Below are 18,445 nucleotides of genomic sequence, written 5' to 3'. Positions count from 1 at the left end.
CCGGGCCGGCTCACGGTGCGGCGGGCGGCGTCCAACCGAATCGCGGCGCGCGGCGCTCATGGAAGGCCGCCACACCCTCCCGGGCTTCGCCGCTGACCCGCACCTGCCCGTGCCACCAGGCCATCCGATCCTCGTCCGCCCGTCCGTCCACGATCTCCTTGGCGGCGGCGACGCTGAGCTGCGAACGCTCGGCGATCACGCCGGTGAGGCCGTCGACCCGGGCGGCCAGGTCGGCATCGGGCAGCACCTCGTCGACCAGGCCGATCCGCAGCGCCCGCTCGGCGGCCACCAACTCGCCCGTGAAGAGCAGGTGCTTCGCCGCCGCCGGGCCGATCAGTCGGGCCAGCCGGTGGGTGGTGGGTGCCGGGTAGACCAGCCCCAGCCGGGCCGGCGGTACGCCGAAACGTGCGTCGGCCGCAGCTATCCGCAGGTCGCAGGCGACCGCCAGCTGGCAGCCGCCACCGACGCAGGCGCCGCGGACGGCGGCCACGGTCGGCTTGGCGAAGGTGGCCAGCCGTTCCTCCGCCGCGACGGCGATGCTGCCGTCACCGGCGGCCAGCAGCTCGTCCAGATCACCCAGATCAGCGCCGGCGCAGAAGGTGCCGTCGGCGCCGGTGAGCACCACGACGCGTACCGCCGGGTCGGACTCCAGACCGTCGAGCAGCACCGGCAGCCGCCGCCACATGGCCGGGGTCATCGCGTTGCGCCGCCCCGGGTTGCGGATCACCACCGTGGCCACCGCACCCATGACCTCGACCACCAGGTCCGCGTCCACCACCGCCCACCGTCCCTCCGCCGCACCACGCCGTACGCCACCTGCGGCGACCTTAGCGACGTCCGCTCCGCGCCAGGCTGGGTGGGCCGATCCGGTCGACGACCGCCGCTGTACGCCTGAACGCCGCCCGGCATTCACCCCGGGGCCGCCCACGGCCCATAACGTCACCGTTCGCGCACGTCGTAGCCGACACGAGTGAGCAGGTGGTCATGCCATCCACACCCAAGGTCAGCGTGGTCATCCCCACCTTCGCCCGCCCGGAGCTGGTGAGCCGCGCGGTCCGCAGCGCCCTCGCGCAGACCGTCACCGACATCGAGGTGATCGTCGTGGTCGACGGTCCGGACGAGGAGACCGGCAAGGCCCTCGCCGAGATCGGCGACCCCCGGCTGCGCGTGGTCGAGCTGCCGGGCAAGGGTGGCGCGCCCAACGCCCGCAACACCGGCGTGCGGGAGGCGCGTGCCCCCTGGACCGCCCTGCTCGATGACGACGACGAGTGGCTTCCCACCAAGCTCGCCACGCAACTGGAGCTGGCCCGTAGCGCCACGGTACGCAGCCCGATCATCGCCAGCCGGCTGATCAACAAGACGCCCCGGGCGCAGTTCGTGATGCCCCGGCGGCTCCCGGAGCCGGGCGAGCCGATCTGCGAGTACCTCACCCTTCGGCGCGGGCTGTTCCACGGCGACGGATTCATCCAGACCTCGACCATCATGGCGCCTACCGGACTGCTGCGCCGGGTGCCGTTCACCGTCGGGCTGCGCCGGCAGCAGGAACTGGACTGGACCGTACGCGCGACCAGTCATCCGGACGTCAAGCTGCTCATCGCCGCCGAGCCGCTGGTGCTCTGGCACCAGGACGAGGACCGGCCACGGATCAGCCTAAGCTCGCCGTGGGAGGCCCAGCTGGAGTGGCTGCGCGGGATCCGGCCACTGATCACGCCGCGGGCGTACGCGGCCATCACGATGAGCATCATCAGCTCGATGGCCGCACCCACGCGCAGCTTCCGGGTGTTCCGGCTACTGCTCGCCGAGGCACGCCGGCACGGGCGGCCGGGGCTCGTCGACTACCTGACGTTCATGCAGATCTGGCTGCTCCCACCGCAGCTGCGGCACCGGGTACGTGACCGGATCCTCGGCCGTCGCCAGCGCAGCGGCCCGGCCTCGACCGGGGAACCCGCGAGCGCGGGGCCCGGCGTCGATGCCGGCGTACGAGCGCCGGGTGGCGCGACGGCCGACGCGGCGAGGATCGCCGGCACGTCGACGGGCACGGCCGGCACCGCCGGGGCGGCGGGGATCGGGGCCGATGTCCGGCGATAGGGTCGCCGTGATATGGCGCAGCTGCCTGCTACCCGGCTCGGAGACGTTCATCCGCAACCAGGGCGACGCGCTGTCCACCTGGCGTCCGGTCTACCTGGGCGCCGTCCGGGTGGCCTCACCGCTGTCCCGGGACAGCGACGTGGTGCTGTGCCCGGCCACGCCGCGTGGCCGCCGCGAGTGGCTGCGGTTGCGGCTGACCGGCGGCTCACCCCGGCTGCGTCGGCTGCTGGCCCGGCTACGCCCCGGGTTGGTGCACGCGCACTTCGGTGGGGACGGCTGGTTGGTCAGCCGTACCGTCGAACAGCTGGGCATTCCGTTGGTCGTCACCCTGCACGGTCTCGACGTCACCCGGCAGGCGGCGGCACCCGGGCCGCGCGGCGCTCGGCATCGGCGAAACCTGCGGTCCATGTTCAGCCGGGCCGCACTGGTCCTGGCCGTCTCCGGGGCGATCCGGGACCGGGCGGTGGCGCTCGGAGCGGATCCGGCGAAGATCCGCGTCCACCACACCGGGGTGCCGGTGCCACCCGAGCCGGCGGCCGGGCCGAAGCAATGGGACGTCGTGTTCGTCGGGCGGTTCGTCGAGAAGAAGGGGGTCGAGGATCTCGTCGAGGCGCTGGGCATGCTGTCCGAACTGCGCCCCCGCGTGCTGCTCGTCGGCACCGGGCCGCTGCATGAGCGGGTACGCGTCCGCGCCGCCCAGTTGGGCGTGGACGCCACGTTTCCCGGCGCGCTGCCGCCGCCCGAGGTGATGCGGCACATCGCCGAGGCCCGGCTGCTCGCCGCACCGTCGCGTACCGCGTCGGACGGCGACACCGAGGGACTGCCCACCACGATCCTGGAGGCGTTCAGTCTCGGCGTGCCGGTCGTCGCGACCTACCACAGTGGCATTCCCGAGGCGGTCACCCACGAGTCGAACGGCCTGCTCTGTGCGGAAGGCGACCGTCCGGCCCTCGCCGCCAACCTCCGCCGTTTGCTCACCGACGCACCGCTGCGCGACCACCTCGGCAAGGCCGCCCGCCACCGCGCCGAGACCGACTTCGACCTGCACCAGCAGACCCGCCGCCTCGAATCCCTCTACGACTCCCTCCTCCCCTCACCCTGACCCCCGCACCCCTCGGTGGGACCGTCAGTCGGTGGGGCGGAGGCGGCGGACGGCGGAACGGGCGGTACGGCGGGCGGTACGGGCACCGGCCAGCAGGAGGCGGCCGGCCCGTGCGGTGGGGGTGCCGTGCAGCAGTGAGACGATCCGGCGCAGCCGTTTCAACTCGTCGTCACGCTCGGTCAACGTCCGTTCGTACCAGTCCTGGAGCGCGCGCGCCTCGGACAGCTCGCGGGCCAGCCGGTCCCGGTCCGACAGCAGTTCCCGCCACCCGCCGGCAGCCGCACCCGCCACGTGGTCGACCGATGTTCCCGGCTCCCGACCGGACATCGTGGTCAGCATGGCCGCCAGCTCACCGGCCGGCCAGAGGTCGGCGAGCCCGGCGTCGATCAGCCGGGACGCCAGCCGCCGCAGCGCCAGCATCGGCTCGGTGGACTCGGCCAGACCGTGCCAGATGCCGGCCGGGGTGACGACGACTGCGTCCGCCGGCATCCCCGCCTCCGCACCGGACTGCCAGGTGGTGAGCAGCGCCCGCACCGCCGGCAGGTCCCGCCGCAACGTCGCGGCCACCACCAGATCCTCGACGGTACGTCCCGACGGAACGGCCTCGCCGTCGGCGAACCGCCACCCGCCCACCGGATCCCGGCCCACCTTCCGGAGCCGACCGTCCCGCACCAGCAGTGCCGCAGGCGGCACCGCCCCGGTCCGCTCGGCCCCGGGGTGGGTGCCCGCGGCGGGCTGGTCCGCCAGGATCAGCGGATCCGGCAGGCGCTCGCCGAGCAGCACCCAGGCCGGCGCGAGCTCGACGGCGATCCCGTTCCGGACGGCGGATCCGGCCAGCCGAGCCGGGTCTGCCAGCAGCGGTGTGGCCGGCACCGAGCCATCACGTCCGGTGTCGGGGCCACGCGTCCCACCCTCGCCGTCGCCGAGGACGGCCTGGAGGAAACCGGTCAGGTCCGGGTCGGCCAGCAGTTCCGTGTTGACCAGAGCGGCCGGCGCGACGGGGGACGGAAAGACCGCCCAAGCGTCGCCGATCCGCAGCCCCGACGCCGTCAGCCGGGCCCGCAGCCGTGCGGGGCCGGCCGGGCGGGAGTCGTCGTACTCGCCGAGTGCCGCCCAGTCGGAGTCGGCGCTCGGCGGCGAGGTCAGCAACCGGTGCAGCCCGAGTGGGTTCTCGGCCCCGAGCAGCAGCCGGCCGCCGGGCCGCAGCACCGACACCAGCAGGTCGAAGGTCTCGCCCCAGGACAGCTGCGCCCCCTCCACCGAGCCGAGGCGGTCCAGCCCGTCCAGGGCGACCACGGTCTCGTACGGGGGCGTGCCGGCGAGCTTCTCCGGGCCACCGCAGCACACCCGCACCCCGGGGCGGTCGGCGTAACGGTCGGCCAGCGCCTCGGCGTCGGGCAGCCCCCGCACCAGCACGGTCAGGTCGGCCGAGGGCAGCGCGTCGAGCAGGCGGGGATCGTGTGGCCCCACCACAAGCGTGCGGCCGGACGCGACGGACAACAGGGCCGCCAGCCCCGGCCCGCGTACCGGTCCCGGGCCGTGCGCGCCGTCGAGATCCGACCAGCCGAGCATCTCGCCACCGAGCAGGTGCACCTCGCTCATCGACCAACCTCCGTACGGTGCCGGTCGGCGGGCTCGGGCCAGCGGAACAGCCGGCGCAGCTCGGCCGGTGGCAGCAGCCGGTCGGCACCCAGCTCGGCGACGGCCAGCGCACGGGCGCCGTCCGGGTCGATCTGCGGGCCGTGCAGGCTCGCCCACTGGCGACGAATCCGCGGCTGGCCACCCCAGATCGGCGCCTCGCCGGCCAGCTGCATCGGATCGCCGTAGACCGCCGGTTCACAGCCGGCCAGGATGCCGTAGAAGACCGCGCTGCACAGCCGGTTCGAGGCGACCCGGCGGTGCCGGCGCAGCTCGGCCAGTTGCCGGTGGAGGAAACCGGGGTCGAGGTCACGCCACCGGCCGCCCCGGTAGCCGTGGCAGACCACCCGGAAGCCGGCCCGCTCGTAGTGCTGGCGTACCCGGGTGGATCGGTACTCCTGCCAGTAGAGACAGACCGTCACCGGGCCCGGTTCGACGGCCCGGATCTCGTCGATCAGCCGGTCGTGGTCGCCGACGACCTGCTGCCCCTCCCAACCGTGGAAGGGGTACCAGATGGTGCCCTCCCGCCGTTGCGGGTCGTCCGCTTCCATCGCCAACAGGTACGCCCACGGGGAACCGACCACGTACGTCTGCCGGCGGCCGAGGGACCAGGCCCGCCGCCGGGTCCGCTCCGACCACAGGAACAGCGGTACGCCCGGCACGAACTCGTGGTCGTACGCCATGCCGTCGCCGATGTTCCAGCCGTGCTGGAGGTAGCCGTGGATGCGGGGCGGATCCCGGTCGTCCAGCCCGCAGTACCGGGCCAGCACGTGGGAGTGCCCGTAGTAGTGGTTGGCATGGTGCACGGTGGCGGGCGCCCCTGGTCGTGGTGACGGGTCACGGCGTGACGGGTGGAGGCGGAGCCTAACCGGCCCGTCTGAACACCCGGCCACGCCGAGATGTCCGCCCGGTGTGCCATGCGCGATATAGATGGAGCCCCCGGCCGGGATCGAACCGGCGACATCCCGCTTACAAGGCGGGTGCTCTGGCCAGCTGAGCTACAGGGGCGTTGTGTCGTGGCCAGCATAGCGACCGACGTCCGGTTTTCCTGCTCGGCAGGGGTCCCGAGCATGGGAAACGTCATTATCCCGACGCGTGGACGTCGATTCGTGTCCGCCCATGCCCGAGTGACCGGAATGCGAATGCTTCGGAAGTACCGCTCGACGGTGGACCTTGGCATTGCGGCGAAAGCCGTTTACCGTGCAGTGACACGGCCGACACGGGCTCGCCCCGCGGCGGCCGTGGCGCCGGTACGGGCATCCGTGCCGGTCGCTCCTTCACTCGGATCGTCCGGCACGTTCCTGCCGGTGAAAGGAAGCGTCCCCCCTCATGGCTACGGTCACCTACGCGAAGGCGTCCCGGATCTACCCGGGCACCGAACGCCCCGCGGTCAACCAGCTCGACCTCCAGATCGGCGACGGCGAGTTCCTCGTCCTCGTCGGCCCCTCCGGTTGTGGTAAGTCCACCAGCCTGCGCATGCTCGCGGGCCTGGAGGACGTCGACGACGGCGCGATCTACATCGACGACCGGGACGTCACCCACCTGCCGCCGAAGGCCCGCGACATCGCGATGGTCTTCCAGAACTACGCCCTCTACCCGCACATGACGGTGTACGAGAACATGGCGTTCGCGCTCAAGCTGCGCAAGACCTCCAAGTCCGAGATCGACAGGCGGGTCAAGGAGGCGGCGGCGCTGCTCCAGCTGGAGGAGTACCTCAGCCGCAAGCCCAAGGCGCTCTCCGGTGGTCAGCGCCAGCGGGTCGCGATGGGCCGGGCCATCGTCCGGGAGCCGCAGGTCTTCCTGATGGACGAGCCGCTGTCGAACCTCGACGCCAAGCTGCGGGTGCAGACTCGTACGCAGATCGCGTCGCTGCAGGCCAAGCTCGGCATCACCACCGTCTACGTCACCCACGACCAGGTCGAGGCCATGACCATGGGTCACCGGGTCGCGGTCATGCTCGACGGCGTGCTCCAGCAGGTCGACACCCCGCGGACGCTCTACGACACCCCCGCCAACGTCTTCGTCGCCGGCTTCATCGGCTCGCCCGCCATGAACATCAAGACCGTGCCGTTCAGCGAGCAGGGCGCGTCGTTCGCCGAGATGTCCGTGCCGCTGACCCGCGAGCAGGTCGAGGCGGCCAACGCCGAGGGTGGCAACGGTAAGGTGACCGTGGGCTTCCGTCCGGAGGACTGCGACATCGTCAGCCCGACCGAGGGTGGCATGCCGGTCGTGGTCGAGCTGGTCGAGGACCTGGGCTCCGACGCCAACGTCTACGGTCACGCCGCGCTCGACGGCGCCTCCGAGCGGTTCGTGGTCCGCACCGACCGTCGGCACATGCCGAAGCTCGGCGACACGATCTTCGTGAAGCCGCGTACCGGCCAGAGCCACGTCTTCCACTCCGCCACCGGGCAGCGCATCTGAGTTAGCAACCGAGAAGGGGCGGTCCGCCGATGGCGGGCCGCCCCTTCTCGCGTACGCTCTGCGGTTTCTCAGCCCTCGACGGCCCGGCGGCGCGCCACCTCGGCCAGCGTGACCGCGGCGGCGACGCTGGCGTTCAGTGACTCCACCTCGGAGATCATCGGGATGCTGACGGTGAGGTCGCAGGTCTGCCCGACCAGGCGGGACAGCCCCCGCCCCTCCGAGCCGACCACCACCACGAGCGGGCCGACGGCGGCCTCCAGGTCGTACAGGTCCGTCTCCCCGTCGGCGTCCAGGCCGACCACCATGAACCCGGCGTCCTGGCAGGCTTTCAGCGACCGGGTCAGGTTGGTCACCTGGGCCACCGGCACCCGGGCCGCCGCACCGGCGCTGGTCCGCCAGGCGGTCGCGGTGATCCCGGCCGCGCGCCGTTCCGGTACGAAGACACCCTGCGCGCCGAACGCCGCAGCGGAGCGGATCACCGCGCCGAGGTTACGCGGATCGGTGACCCCGTCCAGCGCCACCAGCAGCGGTGCCGGCTGTTCCAGTGCGGCGGCGACCAGGTCCTCGAACGGCTCGTACGCGAACGGCGGCACCTGGAGACCGACGCCCTGATGCAGCACGCCGCCGGTCATCCGGTCCAGCTCCGCACGGCTGACCTCAAGGATCGCGATGCCCCGGTCGGCGCCGGTACGAATGATCTCCTTGACCCGGTCGTCGACGTCGATGCCCTGCGCCGTGTAGAGCGCGGTCGCCGGCACCTGGGTACGCAGCGCCTCCAGCACCGGGTTTCGACCGACCAGCAGCTCCGCCGCGTCCTTCGCCGGGTTGGACTTGCGTCCCGGCGCGACCCGGGGACCGCCCCGCCCGGCGGGCTGCCTACCGCGCCCCGGATTGGTGGCGGTCGTGCCCCGGCCGCCACCCTTGCCCCAGGTGGTGTCCTTGCTGCCGGGCTTGCCGATCTTCGGGGCACGCCCCTCCTCGGCCGCCGCCCGGCGTTCCTTCTCCTGCTTCCAGGCGGTGCGCTGCGGCAACTTCTCGGTGCCGGAGTACGCCTTGTGCCAGGGCCGTTCGTCGGCCGGCAACGTCCGGCCGCGCCCGGCGAGGGAGTCCCGGTTCTTTCCGCCGGACCCCTTCGGGGCACTGGCCTTGGACGCCACCCGTCGACCACGGCGCTGCGAATTGCCGGCCATCAGTCCTGCTCTCCAATAGTCCAACGCGGCCCTTGTGGGGTGTCCTCGACCACCACTCCGGCCCGCTTGAGTTGATCCCGCAGCGCGTCGGCGGCGGCCCAGTCCTTGCGGACCCGGGCCTGCGCGCGCTGTTCCAGTGCCAGGGCGATCAGGGAGTCCACCACACCACGGAGGTCGCTCGCCCGGGCTCCGCCGGTCCAGGCCGGGTCGAGAGGGTCGACTCCGAGGATATCCAGCATCGCGCGGACGCTGGCGAGCGTGGTGCGGACGGTCACATCCTCCCCGCCGGCCAGCGCGTTGTTGCCGTCCCGCAGCACCTCGTGCAGCGCCGCCAGCGCGGCCGAGGTGTTCAGGTCGTCGTTCATCGCGGCGACGAACGCGGCCGGCAGCTCGCCCAGCCCACCCGCGCCTACCCGTTCCACGGCCCGGGTCACGAAGCCCTCGATCCGCCGGTACGCGACGGCCGCCTCGCGCAACGCCTCCTCGGAGTAGTCGATCCGGGAACGGTAGTGGGCGGCCACGTAGTAGTAGCGCAGCTCGACCGGGCGCACCCCGAGGGAGGCGACGTAGGCCAGGTCGAGGGCGTTGCCCAGCGACTTGCCCATCTTCGCCCCGCCGATGCTGAGCAGCCCGTGATGCACCCAGTACCGGGCGAAGGGCAGGCCGGCGGCCTGGGACTGAGCCAGCTCGTTCTCGTGGTGCGGGAAGGTCAGGTCGAGCCCGCCGCCGTGGATGTCGAACTCCGCGCCCAGATAGCGCCAGCACATCGCCGAGCACTCGATGTGCCAGCCGGGTCGGCCCCGCCCCCAGGGCGACGGCCAGTAGGCGTCCGCCGGCTCATCCGGCTTGGCGCCCTTCCAGAGAGCGAAGTCGCGCGGGTCACGCTTGCCCCGGTCCGGCGCGTCCCCGGCGGACTGCATGTCGTCGGGCGACTGGTTGGACAACGCCCCGTACGACGGCCACGAGCACACGTCGAAGTACACGTCACCCGAACCGTCGGTGGCCGGGTAGGCGTGCCCCCGCTCGATCAACTGTGCGATCAGTTCGTGCATCTCGGGGATGTGACCGGTGGCGCGCGGTTCGTAGGTGGGTGGCAGCACGTTCAACGCACGGTACGCCTCGGCGAGCTTCAACTCGTTGGCGTACGCGATCGACCAGAAGGAGCGCTCCTGCTCCTGCGCCTTGACCAGGATCTTGTCGTCGATGTCGGTCACGTTGCGGATGAAGGTGACCTCGAAACCGGCAACCGTCAGCCAGCGACGCAACACGTCGTAGTTGACGCCGGAGCGAAGATGGCCGATGTGCGGCGGTGCCTGGAGGGTGAGACCACACAGGTAGACCCCCACCTTGCCGGCTTCCCGCGGGACGAAGTCCCGCACCGAGCGGGTGGCGGTGTCATACAGGCGTAGCGTCACCGTACAAGGGTAGCCGTCCGCTGTTGCCTGCCCGGTCGGAGCCTGGTAGCACCCGACCGCTCCGCGCCTGTCGATGACCACCCGCTGGCCGTACGCTGCTGGTCGTGAGCACTCCAGCGACGCCCGGCGCTGCCGTACCACCCCCGGACAGCCCGACGCCGGACGGCCCGGTGGGCCCGGTGCCGAACGGCCCGGTGCCGAACGGCCCGGTGCCGAACGGCCCGGTGCCGAACGGCCCGGTGGGCTCGACACTTGCCGGCGGGCCGGCGTCAAGCGGGCCGGCGTCGAGCGGATCGGCGTCAAGCGGGCCAGCGTCGGGTGAGTCGGCGTCGAGCGGGCCGGCGTCGGGTGAGTCGGCGTCGAGCGGATCGGCGTCAGGCGGGCCGGCGCGGGGTGGCGAGGCGTCGCAGACCCTGGACCGGGGGCTGCGGCTGCTGCACCTGGTGGCGGACGTCCCGGGTGGGTTGACCGTCACCGAGGCCGCGAACCGGTTGGGCATCGGTCGGGCCGCCGTCTACCGGCTGGTCGGGCCGCTGGCCGGGCACGGCATGCTGCGCCGTGACACCGACGGCCGGCTGCGCCTCGGCGCCGGGGTGCTGAACCTGGCCCGGCGGGCCCAACCGCTGCTCGCCGAGGGGGCACTGCCTGCGCTGCGGCGACTCGCCGAACAGGCCGGAGCCACCGCCCACCTCACGGTGGTGGAAGGTGGGGAGGGTGTCGCGCTGGCGGTCGTCGAGCCGAGTTGGACGTCGTTTCACGTCGCGTACCGGACCGGGGCCCGACACCCGCTGGAGCGCGGGGCCGCCGGGCGGGCCATCCTGGCGGGCCGGTCGGGTGACGGCGGCCCGGTGAGCACCGCCGGTGAGCTTCAATCAGGCGCGTACGGGGTGGCCGCGCCGGTGCTCGGGGTACCCGGCCTGGAGGCGAGCGTCGGGGTGGTGGCGCTGGCCCCGCTGGACGCCGAGACGGTCGGCGCACAGGTGCTGGCCGCCGCCACCGCCATCACCACTGCCCTGACCTGACCGCCCGCCCTTCCCCCTGGCCCTACCGCCCGACACTGCCCTGCCCGACAAGGCCGGCACCGCCGGGCAGGGCCCGGCAAGGCCCGGCCCTGCCCGGCAAGGCCCGGCAAGGCCCGGCCCGGCTTGCGGCAAGTTGCGCCCAAACCACAGCTCGAAAGCCCAACTTGCCGCAAGTCGCGCGGCACGCGCTCGGGCCGTCACGACGGGGCGGACCAGCACGGCCAGGCCAGCACGGGCGGGCCAGCGGGCGGGGCGGCACGGAGCGGGGCGGCACGGGCGGGGCGGCACGGAGCGGGGCGGCACGGAGCGGGCGGGGCCGCAGGGACGCCTATAGCACAATCGGCGATGGCTGGGGAGTTATCCACAGGGGACGGCCGAGGCCCTGGCGGCGGTTGTCCACAGGGGCTGCCGAGGCGGCCGTACGACGCGCAGGCTCTCGTTCATGCCAGCTCAAGCACACCGACCGAGCGCCCTTGCGTGGCAGGTGTTCCGCGGCTCGGAGACCGTCCGCCAGGGCCTACTCACCACGCATCAGCTTCGCAATTCCGCCTGGGCTCGATTACGACGGGACATTTACGTCGATGCCCGGCTCGATCGCGATCACGAATTGGCCTGCCGCGCCGTGGCGTTGCAGCTGCCGGTCGCGGCAGCCTTCGCCGGCCCGTCGGCGGCGTACCTGCACGGGGTCGAGCACGCCGCAAGCTTCGCCGACAAGGTGCACGTGCTCGTGCCGGCGCCAGCCGGGCTGCGCAGTCAACCTGGCCTGCAAGTGCACACGATGTCGGAGGAGCCTTGGCTCCCGGGCATCGGCACGGGCACGCTCCGCCGCACCGACCCGGCCCGGGCAGCATGGGAGAGCGCCGTCTGGCTGGAGCCGACCCGCGCGATCGCCATCATCGACACCCTGCTCGGCCGGGGACTCACCACACGAGCGGCTCTCGCCCAGTTCGCGGCCCTGCACGATGGCCGTCCCGGGATACGCCGGGCGAGCTGGCTGTTCGATCTGGCTGAGCCGGCGGCCCAGTCGCCAGCCGAGTCGCAGCTGCGCATCCGCCTGGTGCTGGCCGGTCTGCCTCGACCGGTGGTGCAGCATCCGGTGCAGGTGCCCGGCGGTCTGATCCTGCATCCGGACCTCGCCTGGCCCGCCGTCCGCGTGGCGGTGGAGTACGACGGGCACTGGCATTCGGACCGCGAGCAGCTGCATCGGGACCGCCAGCGACTCAACCGTCTCGTCGGTGCCGGCTGGCTGGTACTGCACGTGACCAGTCGCCGTCTCCACCAGGACTTCCCGGGGATCGTCCGGGAAGTCCGCGCTGCGCTACTTGACCGGGGGTGGCACCGATGACAGCAGATGGCCGGGCTGAGGGTTCCAGCCCGGCCATCGTGCCTTCGATCAGCGGCGTGCTATCGGCGCGGCTTGACCGTCACCGCCGCGTACGCGTCGATGATGCCGTGCCCGTAGAAGCCGTTGAAGCTTCGCGAGCCGTCGCAGTAGGCGTCGAACTCGGCCGGCCGGCCTTCGTTGGCGTAGCTGAACAGCCGCGGCTCCGGGCAGGCCCGCTCGGCGGCGGTCCGCAGGAGCTGCTGCTCGACCCGGTCGGGTGCCATGCCGTAGCCACTGCGGCCCTGCTTCTTGCCGTAGCGGCTCACGATGAGCGCGGCCACCCCGGAGGCGTGCGGTGCCGCCATCGAGGTGCCCTGGAGGTAGGTGTAGTACCCGCACTCCCCGTTGCGCTTGCAGTCCTTGAACACGAAGGTCTCGGCGCCGGGCACGATGTTGCCGTCCTCGTCGACCGCCCCCTCCTCCTGGAGGACCTTCTTCGGGTAGGTGGAAAGGATCATGTTGGCGTCGGTACGGAACGTGTCCGTGCCGAAGCCGTCGCGGTACCAGCCACCGGGAGCGGCGACAGCGGTCTGCTCGGTGCCGTAGTTGGAGTAGTCGGCCTTCTTACCGGACGGGCCGACGGCGGAGACGCTGATGACGTGCGGCCCCTCCGTGGGCAGGTCCCAGCAGCTGTCGTTGTCGATCTCGCGCGGATAGGGCGCGACGTCACCGTAGTTGGGGCTGGAGACGTCGGTACGGGGGTCGCCCAGATCCTCGTGGTTGTTGCCGAGCGCGCCGACCAGGGTGACGCCCCGGTTGTGGGCGAAGGTCAGCGCCCGCTTCATCGCCCGGATGGTGGCCCGCTGCGCCGCCTGCGCCTCCGGGGAGTCGGCCGGGTTCGCGGTGCAGTTGTAGAGCCACGGGTCGACGTAGAAGGACATGTTGACCACGTCGAGCCCCGACCTGCCCGCGTGCAGCAGAGCGTTGACCACGGGGTTCAGGAAGAAGTAGCCGGAGTCCTGGCCACCCTTGAGGTTGACCAGAGACACCTTCGGCGCGACACCGGAGAGACCGAAGCCGTTGGCGGCAGCGCCGATGGTGCCGGCGACGTGCGTACCGTGGCCGCCGTCGTCGGTGCCGACCGGGTCGAGGCAGCTCGCCACCTCGCACTCACCGTCGATCTCGGGGATGTCGGGGGCGAAGTTGCGCGACAGCGCCCAGTCGAAGTTGGGGGCGATGTCGGGGTGACCGGCGTCCACGCCGGTGTCAAGGACGCCGACGGTCACCCGGCGGTCGCCGGGCTCCACCTTGCGCGCCTTGTCGGCCCGGATCATCTCCAGACCCCAGAGCTTGTCGTCCAGCGGGTCCATCTTCTTGCCCCGCTGCTTACCGGTGCCCTTGGCGGCCGCGGCGGCCAGCAGGTGTTCCTGCTCGACCCGGTCAAGGCGCGGTTTGCGCCCGATGGCCTTCTCCTCGGCCGCGCCGATCAGGGCGGCGGCGGAGGTCGCCTTCGTCGCGAAGTCGGCCCGGTCGGTCGTCACCTGGTAGACACCGACCTCGTCGCTGCGGGACACCACGGTCCCGCCCGCCGACCGGATCGCGGCGATCGCCGCGTCGGTGGAGACGCCGTCCTCGGCGACCACGGTGAAGGTCCGCAGGTCCGCCGGCTCGGCGCTGGCGGGCACTCCCAGACCTGTGACCGTGAGTGTCAGCGCCGTCGCGGTTGCGACGGCACCGACGGTGAAGCGCTTGCTCACCACATCGGATCCTCTCGTTGAGGGACGTGGCGTCATCAGACATCAATGCGTGAGGTTTCGCCAGAGCAGCGCCGGATTAACGGCGGAAGATCCGCTTCGCCGGAAAGATCGGCCAGCACGCTGGGCAGCTCGGTCAGGGTCGAGACCACGGCATCCGGCACCACATCGGCCGGCAACCGCTCGCCTCGGCGGTTCAGCCACACGGCCCGCAGGCCCGCCTGCTGTGCTCCGACCACGTCATGGGCCGGGTTGTCGCCTACATGTACCACCTGAGCCGGATCGACTCCGGCGGTAGCGCACACCGCCGCGTAGAAATCCGGGGCCGGTTTCTTCGGCACTCCGTCGCAGTGCGCGTACACCTCGAAGGCGAACTCGCCGACGAGGCCGCAGCGTTCGACGCGGCTGTTGCCGTTGGTGGCGAAGCCCAGCGTCCATCGTTGACGCAGAGCCGCCAGTGCCGGCAGCGTGTCGACGAACGGCCGGGTCAGCGCGAAGCGGCGGGCGAAGAAGAGCTCGCTGATCTCGTCCAGGTGCGCACCGAGCCCGGCCCGATCCAGGGACCGGGCCAGGGCGGCACGCCGGATCTCGGCCACCGGCGCGGCGGCCAGGTCGCCAAAGACCGCGCCCCAGTCCGATTCCAGGTCGGCGAGCGTGACGCCGGCCGCGACCGGGGTCAACCTCCGCATCTGTGCCAGCACGGCTTCCAGCCCTGCGGTGACGGCCGGACGCAGATCGATCAGGGTTTCGTCGGCATCGAACACCACTGTGCTCAGCATGCCGTTCAGCATGTCACCGCAGGGCGGGCTCCGTCGCCTTCAGCGGAGTCGGCTGGACGGGGATCCGCAGCTCGTCGAGGCGGACCAGCGCCACACCTGCGACGATCAGCAGTCCGCCGAACAGTTGCACCACCGTCGGCAGCTCTCCCAGGACCAGCCAGGCGATCAGGACCGCGAACATCACCTCGGTCAGCCCGACGAACGAGGCCATCCGGGAGCCAAGCGCCCGCACCGCGGCGATCCCCACCAGGTAGGCGACCACTGCGGCCACCAGCGTCAGACCGACGATTGGCACCAGCCAACTGGTCTGCGTGCCGGCGAACTGCACGGTGTCGAAGGTGGCCCGCAACGGCAACGCGCCACTCAGGCCGAGCAGCAGCAGCACGCCGGCACCGGCGGCCATCCCGCCGCTGGCCATGACCGTCGATGGCAGGGCCGGGTCGACCCGGCCGGCGAGCACGAAGTATCCGGCCAGCCCGACCGCCGCACCGAGTCCCCAAAGGACGCCGACCACGTCGAGCCGGCCCGTCCCGGTCACGTCGAGCACGAAGACCAGCCCGACCATGGCCGCCACCGAACCGGCGACGGTCAGCCGCCGGGGACGTTGGCCCTGCACCAGCCAGGTCCAACCGACGACGAGAATGATGCCGAGGTATTCCAGCAGCAACGCGACGCCGACCGGCAGGTACCGTACGGCGTTGAAGAAGCACGCCTGCGCGACCGCCACCCCGAGCAATCCGAAGACGCCGATCGAGGCGAGGTTGCGGCGCAACACCGGCCACCGCCCCCGCAGGACGAGCACGGCGGGCACCATCAGGATCAGGGCGGCGATGCCGACCCGGGCGATGACGACCGCCTCGGCCGACCAGCCGGCGTCGATCAGGGATCGGGCGAAGGTGCCTGAGGTGGCGAAGGTGATCGCGGAGAGCAGCGCCAGCGCGAGACCGGTACCTGCGGCGGGCGGTTGACGCATGGGCTCTCCTTGGCACGACTGCCCGCCATGGGCAAAATAGGTTACGCCGATGACGCTAGGTGGAGCCACGACAGGAGTCAAGTTGCTTTTCGCCCATGACACTGAGTGCTCTCTGGTCGCCGCCGCAGCGCTTGTCAACACCGCCGGATCCAGCGGAGAGGGCCTCCCGGATATCGCCGCCCTGGACGCCTTCTTCACCACTCACTCCTACAGCGGCCGGCACGAGCACACCGAGACCGAGCTACGGGCGGTACGCGCCCTGCGCCCCCGCCTCCGCCGGATCTGGTACGCCGAGGTGGACGAGATCGTGTCGATCGTCAACGCCCTGCTCCGCGAGCACCGTGCGCTGCCCCAGCTCATCACGCACGACACCGAGCCCTACCATCTGCACGCCGTGCCCCGGGACGCCCCGCTCGCCACCAGAATCGCGGTTGAGGCGGCGATGGCCGTCGCAGACGTGGTACGCGGCGGCGAACTGCGCCGGCTGCGCATCTGCGAGCACCCCGACTGCGACAACGTGCTGGTCGACCTCTCCAAGAACCGCTCCCGCCGATTCTGTGAGGCCGGCTGCGGCAACCGGGCCGCCGTCAGCGCCTACCGGGCGCGCCGGGCCGCCGCCCGCTCCTGACCTCCGACGCGTGGGCGCGACGCTTGTCAGCGGGCACGGCCGGCCATCAGCCAGCGGGTCACGCTGACCCGGAGCAGCACGTAGCGGCCGTCCGGGCCGTCCACCGTGACGTCCCAACCGTCGTACCGGCGGCGAAGCGCCTCGACCACGTCGGGCGGAAAGGGCCGGCGGACGATGCTCGCCTCGCCCTCCGCGACGACCGGCGCATCTCCGTCGGGCAGCGCCAGCGACACCCGGGGGTCGGCAGCGATGTTGCGAACCTTCCGGTTGCGCTCACCGGAGCCGATCCACCACTCACCCTCGGCATAGTGGAACCAGACCGGCGTCAGATGCGGCGAGCCGTCCGGCCGCAGCGTGCAGATCCACACGACCCGCTCCCGCGCCAGCCGCTCCAACACCTCCGCGCCGGGCGAGGTGGTCACGTCCGGCGCGGCGGTGCCGCGACAAAGACCCGCCAGGCGTACGCCTCGAAGCTCAGCACGGGCCCAGCCGGATCCTTACTGTCCCGCACCCCCACCCCGGAACGCCCGACCGCCACCTCGACACACTGGTCGTTGGACCCGCTAAGGCGGCTCTTTCGCCAGCGTGCGCCGGTCAACTCCATGATTCCGCCAGTTCCTTCAGCAGCTCGATCGATTCCTGCGGGGGCAGAGCCACGGCGAGAGTAGCCTCCCAGGTCCGTTGCAGTCGCAGGAGATCGGCTGCTCCGTCCAACTCCCGTCCACCGATCTGGCCCCCGAGGAAGGCAACTTCGACACCGTCGGCCAGGCTGGCGAGTATGAACGGGCCATTCAGGCCCGGATACTCCTCCGTGGACGTGGGCACGACGTGGATCCGAAAGTGTGGGTGCTCGACAGCGAGGCGGACGAGGTGCAGAAGCTGCTCACGCATGACTTTCCGACCACCGACCCGTCGCCGCAAGACCGACTCGTCCACGACAGCCGCGATCCGGGGAGATTTCTCGGCGTAAAGCACCTCTTGGCTGCTCAACCGGTCAGCCAGCCGTCGTTCGATTTCGCCGGGATCCAGCAGCGGATCGGACTCGAAGACCGCTCGCGCATACGCTTCCGTCTGCAGCAGGCCAGGCACGTGGAGCGGTTCGAACCAGCGTAGGGCCCATGACTCCGCCAAGATGGCGCGCCAGCCGCGTTGCCAGACCTGGGCTTTGTCGAGGGCTACCAGGTCGGTGAGCATGCGACCGAAGATGCCGCCGGTGTCGAGGGCCTTGTCGGCCAGGTCCAGGTACTTCGGGGTGGGCGGTTGCTGGCCCAGTTCGACCGCGCTGACCATCGACGGTGAGTAGTTGACGGCCTTGGCCAACTCCTCCTGACTCCACCCCCGCCGGACCCGAGCCCGGCGCAGCTCCGCAACCAGGAACGCCGCCGCCGTCAGCTGTCCACCCGCCATCTCCAACCGCCCTCCAGCAACCGGTCGATCGACTCCAGCGCCACGCCACCGGCAGCCCGACCACCGGCAGTGGCTCTCGGACAGCAGGCACAAACACTTCCGAGCGTAGGGGCGTCCTCAGCAGACTGTGAAGCGCGACGCTCGCCGCTCATCCCCCGAGCTCGGCGTCGAGGTGGGACCGTCCGCTCCCCCGGCCGGGCGGTCCCACCGCCGGGGCGATTCACGCAAACGACTCAGCTCGACAGGAGGCTGTCCCATGTCCCGAACCGCGCCCCGGAATGCCCGTCGAACCACCTCCCGAAGCGCACCCAAGACCGACCGGCCGGGCGACGGCGGCCGAGGGTGAGGGGCATGGGCGCGTCGCCCCGGACACATCTGCCGTTGCGTCCGCTCTGGCTCTGCCGGGTCTGCGCCGCACCGTGGCCCTGCGCCGCCGCACGGCTCGATCTTGTCACCGAGTACGCCCACGACCGGGTCGCGCTCAGCATCTACCTCTGCGCGGTGCTGCACGAGGCTGCCGCCGACCTGTACCGCCTGAACCCACAGGACGGTCCGGACCCAGCGGCTCTCTTCGCCCGCTTTCTCGCCTGGGTGCCCAGGCATCGAATGGCCGAGGGCTGATCGACTCCGGTCGCGGCATCTTGCGGCCATCAGCCGCCCGGATACGCCGAGATGCCGCAACTGGAGTCGATCAAGCCAGCCCG

The 18,445-nt window shown here is 71.7% G+C and carries 18 protein-coding genes and 1 tRNA gene; 7 read left to right on the top strand and 12 right to left on the bottom strand.

Annotation, left to right across the window (positions count from 1 at the left end):
- Positions 1–10 precede the first annotated feature (10 nt).
- Positions 11–748: an enoyl-CoA hydratase/isomerase family protein gene (locus O7624_RS18200; protein WP_282240675.1), complete on the bottom strand. Its 738-nt coding sequence runs from the start codon at positions 746–748 to the stop codon at positions 11–13.
- 236 nt (positions 749–984) lie between these two features.
- Between O7624_RS18200 and O7624_RS18195 the strand changes: the two genes are divergently transcribed.
- Positions 985–2,088 (top strand): glycosyltransferase family 2 protein, encoded by a 1,104-nt coding sequence (locus O7624_RS18195; protein ID WP_282236656.1) that lies wholly within the window; start codon positions 985–987, stop codon positions 2,086–2,088.
- The gene (locus O7624_RS18190) at positions 2,075–3,190 is read left to right on the top strand and encodes a glycosyltransferase (protein WP_282236655.1); all 1,116 of its coding nucleotides are present in this window, start codon (positions 2,075–2,077) and stop codon (positions 3,188–3,190) included. The genes O7624_RS18195 and O7624_RS18190 overlap by 14 nt, the downstream gene beginning before the upstream one ends.
- Before the next feature lie 24 nt (positions 3,191–3,214).
- Here O7624_RS18190 and O7624_RS18185 read toward each other — a convergent pair whose 3' ends face one another.
- The 3 genes from O7624_RS18185 to O7624_RS18175 all read right to left on the bottom strand — a co-directional run bounded on the left by O7624_RS18185 (position 3,215) and on the right by O7624_RS18175 (position 5,836).
- Positions 3,215–4,792, bottom strand: a complete 1,578-nt coding sequence (locus O7624_RS18185) for a hypothetical protein (protein ID WP_282236654.1) — start codon at positions 4,790–4,792, stop codon at positions 3,215–3,217.
- Complete coding sequence (locus O7624_RS18180; RefSeq protein ID WP_282236653.1) at positions 4,789–5,634, bottom strand: hypothetical protein; 846 nt, start codon at positions 5,632–5,634, stop codon at positions 4,789–4,791. The genes O7624_RS18185 and O7624_RS18180 overlap by 4 nt, the downstream gene beginning before the upstream one ends.
- 125 nt (positions 5,635–5,759) lie before the next feature.
- Positions 5,760–5,836 (bottom strand) — tRNA-Thr (locus O7624_RS18175).
- 321 nt (positions 5,837–6,157) lie between these two features.
- On the opposite strand from O7624_RS18175, the gene ugpC reads away from it, so the two are divergent.
- The gene (gene ugpC / locus O7624_RS18170; RefSeq protein ID WP_282236652.1) at positions 6,158–7,249 is read left to right on the top strand and encodes a sn-glycerol-3-phosphate ABC transporter ATP-binding protein UgpC; all 1,092 of its coding nucleotides are present in this window, start codon (positions 6,158–6,160) and stop codon (positions 7,247–7,249) included.
- A 68-nt stretch (positions 7,250–7,317) separates the two neighbouring features.
- Here ugpC and rlmB read toward each other — a convergent pair whose 3' ends face one another.
- A complete protein-coding gene (rlmB, locus tag O7624_RS18165) occupies positions 7,318–8,439 on the bottom strand; it encodes a 23S rRNA (guanosine(2251)-2'-O)-methyltransferase RlmB (protein ID WP_282236651.1) in 1,122 nt (373 codons plus the stop codon).
- Positions 8,439–9,854, bottom strand: a complete 1,416-nt coding sequence (cysS, locus tag O7624_RS18160) for a cysteine--tRNA ligase (protein WP_282236650.1) — start codon at positions 9,852–9,854, stop codon at positions 8,439–8,441. Before cysS ends, rlmB begins: the two co-directional genes overlap by 1 nt.
- 413 nt (positions 9,855–10,267) lie before the next feature.
- Between cysS and O7624_RS18155 the strand changes: the two genes are divergently transcribed.
- Together O7624_RS18155 and O7624_RS18150 are read left to right on the top strand one after the other, a co-directional pair.
- A complete protein-coding gene (locus O7624_RS18155) occupies positions 10,268–10,876 on the top strand; it encodes a helix-turn-helix domain-containing protein (protein ID WP_282240674.1) in 609 nt (202 codons plus the stop codon).
- A gap of 622 nt (positions 10,877–11,498) precedes the next feature.
- Positions 11,499–12,221: a DUF559 domain-containing protein gene (locus tag O7624_RS18150; protein ID WP_282236649.1), complete on the top strand. Its 723-nt coding sequence runs from the start codon at positions 11,499–11,501 to the stop codon at positions 12,219–12,221.
- Positions 12,222–12,280: 59 nt separating this feature from the next.
- Here the strand turns inward: O7624_RS18150 and O7624_RS18145 are convergent, their stop codons facing one another.
- The 3 genes from O7624_RS18145 to O7624_RS18135 are packed head-to-tail and all read right to left on the bottom strand — an operon-like array spanning position 12,281 to position 15,706.
- A complete protein-coding gene (locus O7624_RS18145; protein WP_282236648.1) occupies positions 12,281–13,957 on the bottom strand; it encodes a S8 family serine peptidase in 1,677 nt (558 codons plus the stop codon).
- 35 nt (positions 13,958–13,992) lie between these two features.
- On the bottom strand, positions 13,993–14,733 hold the full coding sequence (locus tag O7624_RS18140) for an HAD family hydrolase (protein WP_282240673.1): 741 nt from the start codon (positions 14,731–14,733) through the stop codon (positions 13,993–13,995).
- Between the two features lie 13 nt (positions 14,734–14,746).
- Complete coding sequence (locus tag O7624_RS18135) at positions 14,747–15,706, bottom strand: EamA family transporter (protein ID WP_282236647.1); 960 nt, start codon at positions 15,704–15,706, stop codon at positions 14,747–14,749.
- A gap of 82 nt (positions 15,707–15,788) precedes the next feature.
- Between O7624_RS18135 and O7624_RS18130 the strand changes: the two genes are divergently transcribed.
- The gene (locus tag O7624_RS18130; RefSeq protein WP_282236646.1) at positions 15,789–16,334 is read left to right on the top strand and encodes a CGNR zinc finger domain-containing protein; all 546 of its coding nucleotides are present in this window, start codon (positions 15,789–15,791) and stop codon (positions 16,332–16,334) included.
- A gap of 26 nt (positions 16,335–16,360) precedes the next feature.
- On the opposite strand, the gene O7624_RS18125 is transcribed toward O7624_RS18130, so the two are convergent.
- Genes O7624_RS18125 through O7624_RS18115 form a run of 3 tightly spaced genes read right to left on the bottom strand, consistent with a single transcriptional unit; the run spans position 16,361 to position 17,741 of the window.
- Positions 16,361–16,756, bottom strand: a complete 396-nt coding sequence (locus O7624_RS18125) for a TIGR03618 family F420-dependent PPOX class oxidoreductase (protein ID WP_282236645.1) — start codon at positions 16,754–16,756, stop codon at positions 16,361–16,363.
- Positions 16,753–16,938 (bottom strand): DUF397 domain-containing protein, encoded by a 186-nt coding sequence (locus O7624_RS18120; RefSeq protein ID WP_282236644.1) that lies wholly within the window; start codon positions 16,936–16,938, stop codon positions 16,753–16,755. The genes O7624_RS18125 and O7624_RS18120 overlap by 4 nt, the downstream gene beginning before the upstream one ends.
- Complete coding sequence (locus O7624_RS18115; RefSeq protein WP_282236643.1) at positions 16,929–17,741, bottom strand: helix-turn-helix transcriptional regulator; 813 nt, start codon at positions 17,739–17,741, stop codon at positions 16,929–16,931. Before O7624_RS18115 ends, O7624_RS18120 begins: the two co-directional genes overlap by 10 nt.
- Positions 17,742–18,092: 351 nt before the next feature.
- On the opposite strand from O7624_RS18115, the gene O7624_RS18110 reads away from it, so the two are divergent.
- Complete coding sequence (locus tag O7624_RS18110) at positions 18,093–18,362, top strand: hypothetical protein (protein WP_282236642.1); 270 nt, start codon at positions 18,093–18,095, stop codon at positions 18,360–18,362.
- Positions 18,363–18,445: the final 83 nt, after the last annotated feature.

Origin of the sequence: Verrucosispora sp. WMMD1129, from assembly GCF_029581255.1 — a bacterium.
Classification (GTDB): domain Bacteria; phylum Actinomycetota; class Actinomycetes; order Mycobacteriales; family Micromonosporaceae; genus Micromonospora; species Micromonospora sediminimaris.
Note: the sequence above shows the minus strand (reverse complement) of the source record. Positions and strands in the feature narration are given on the sequence as shown.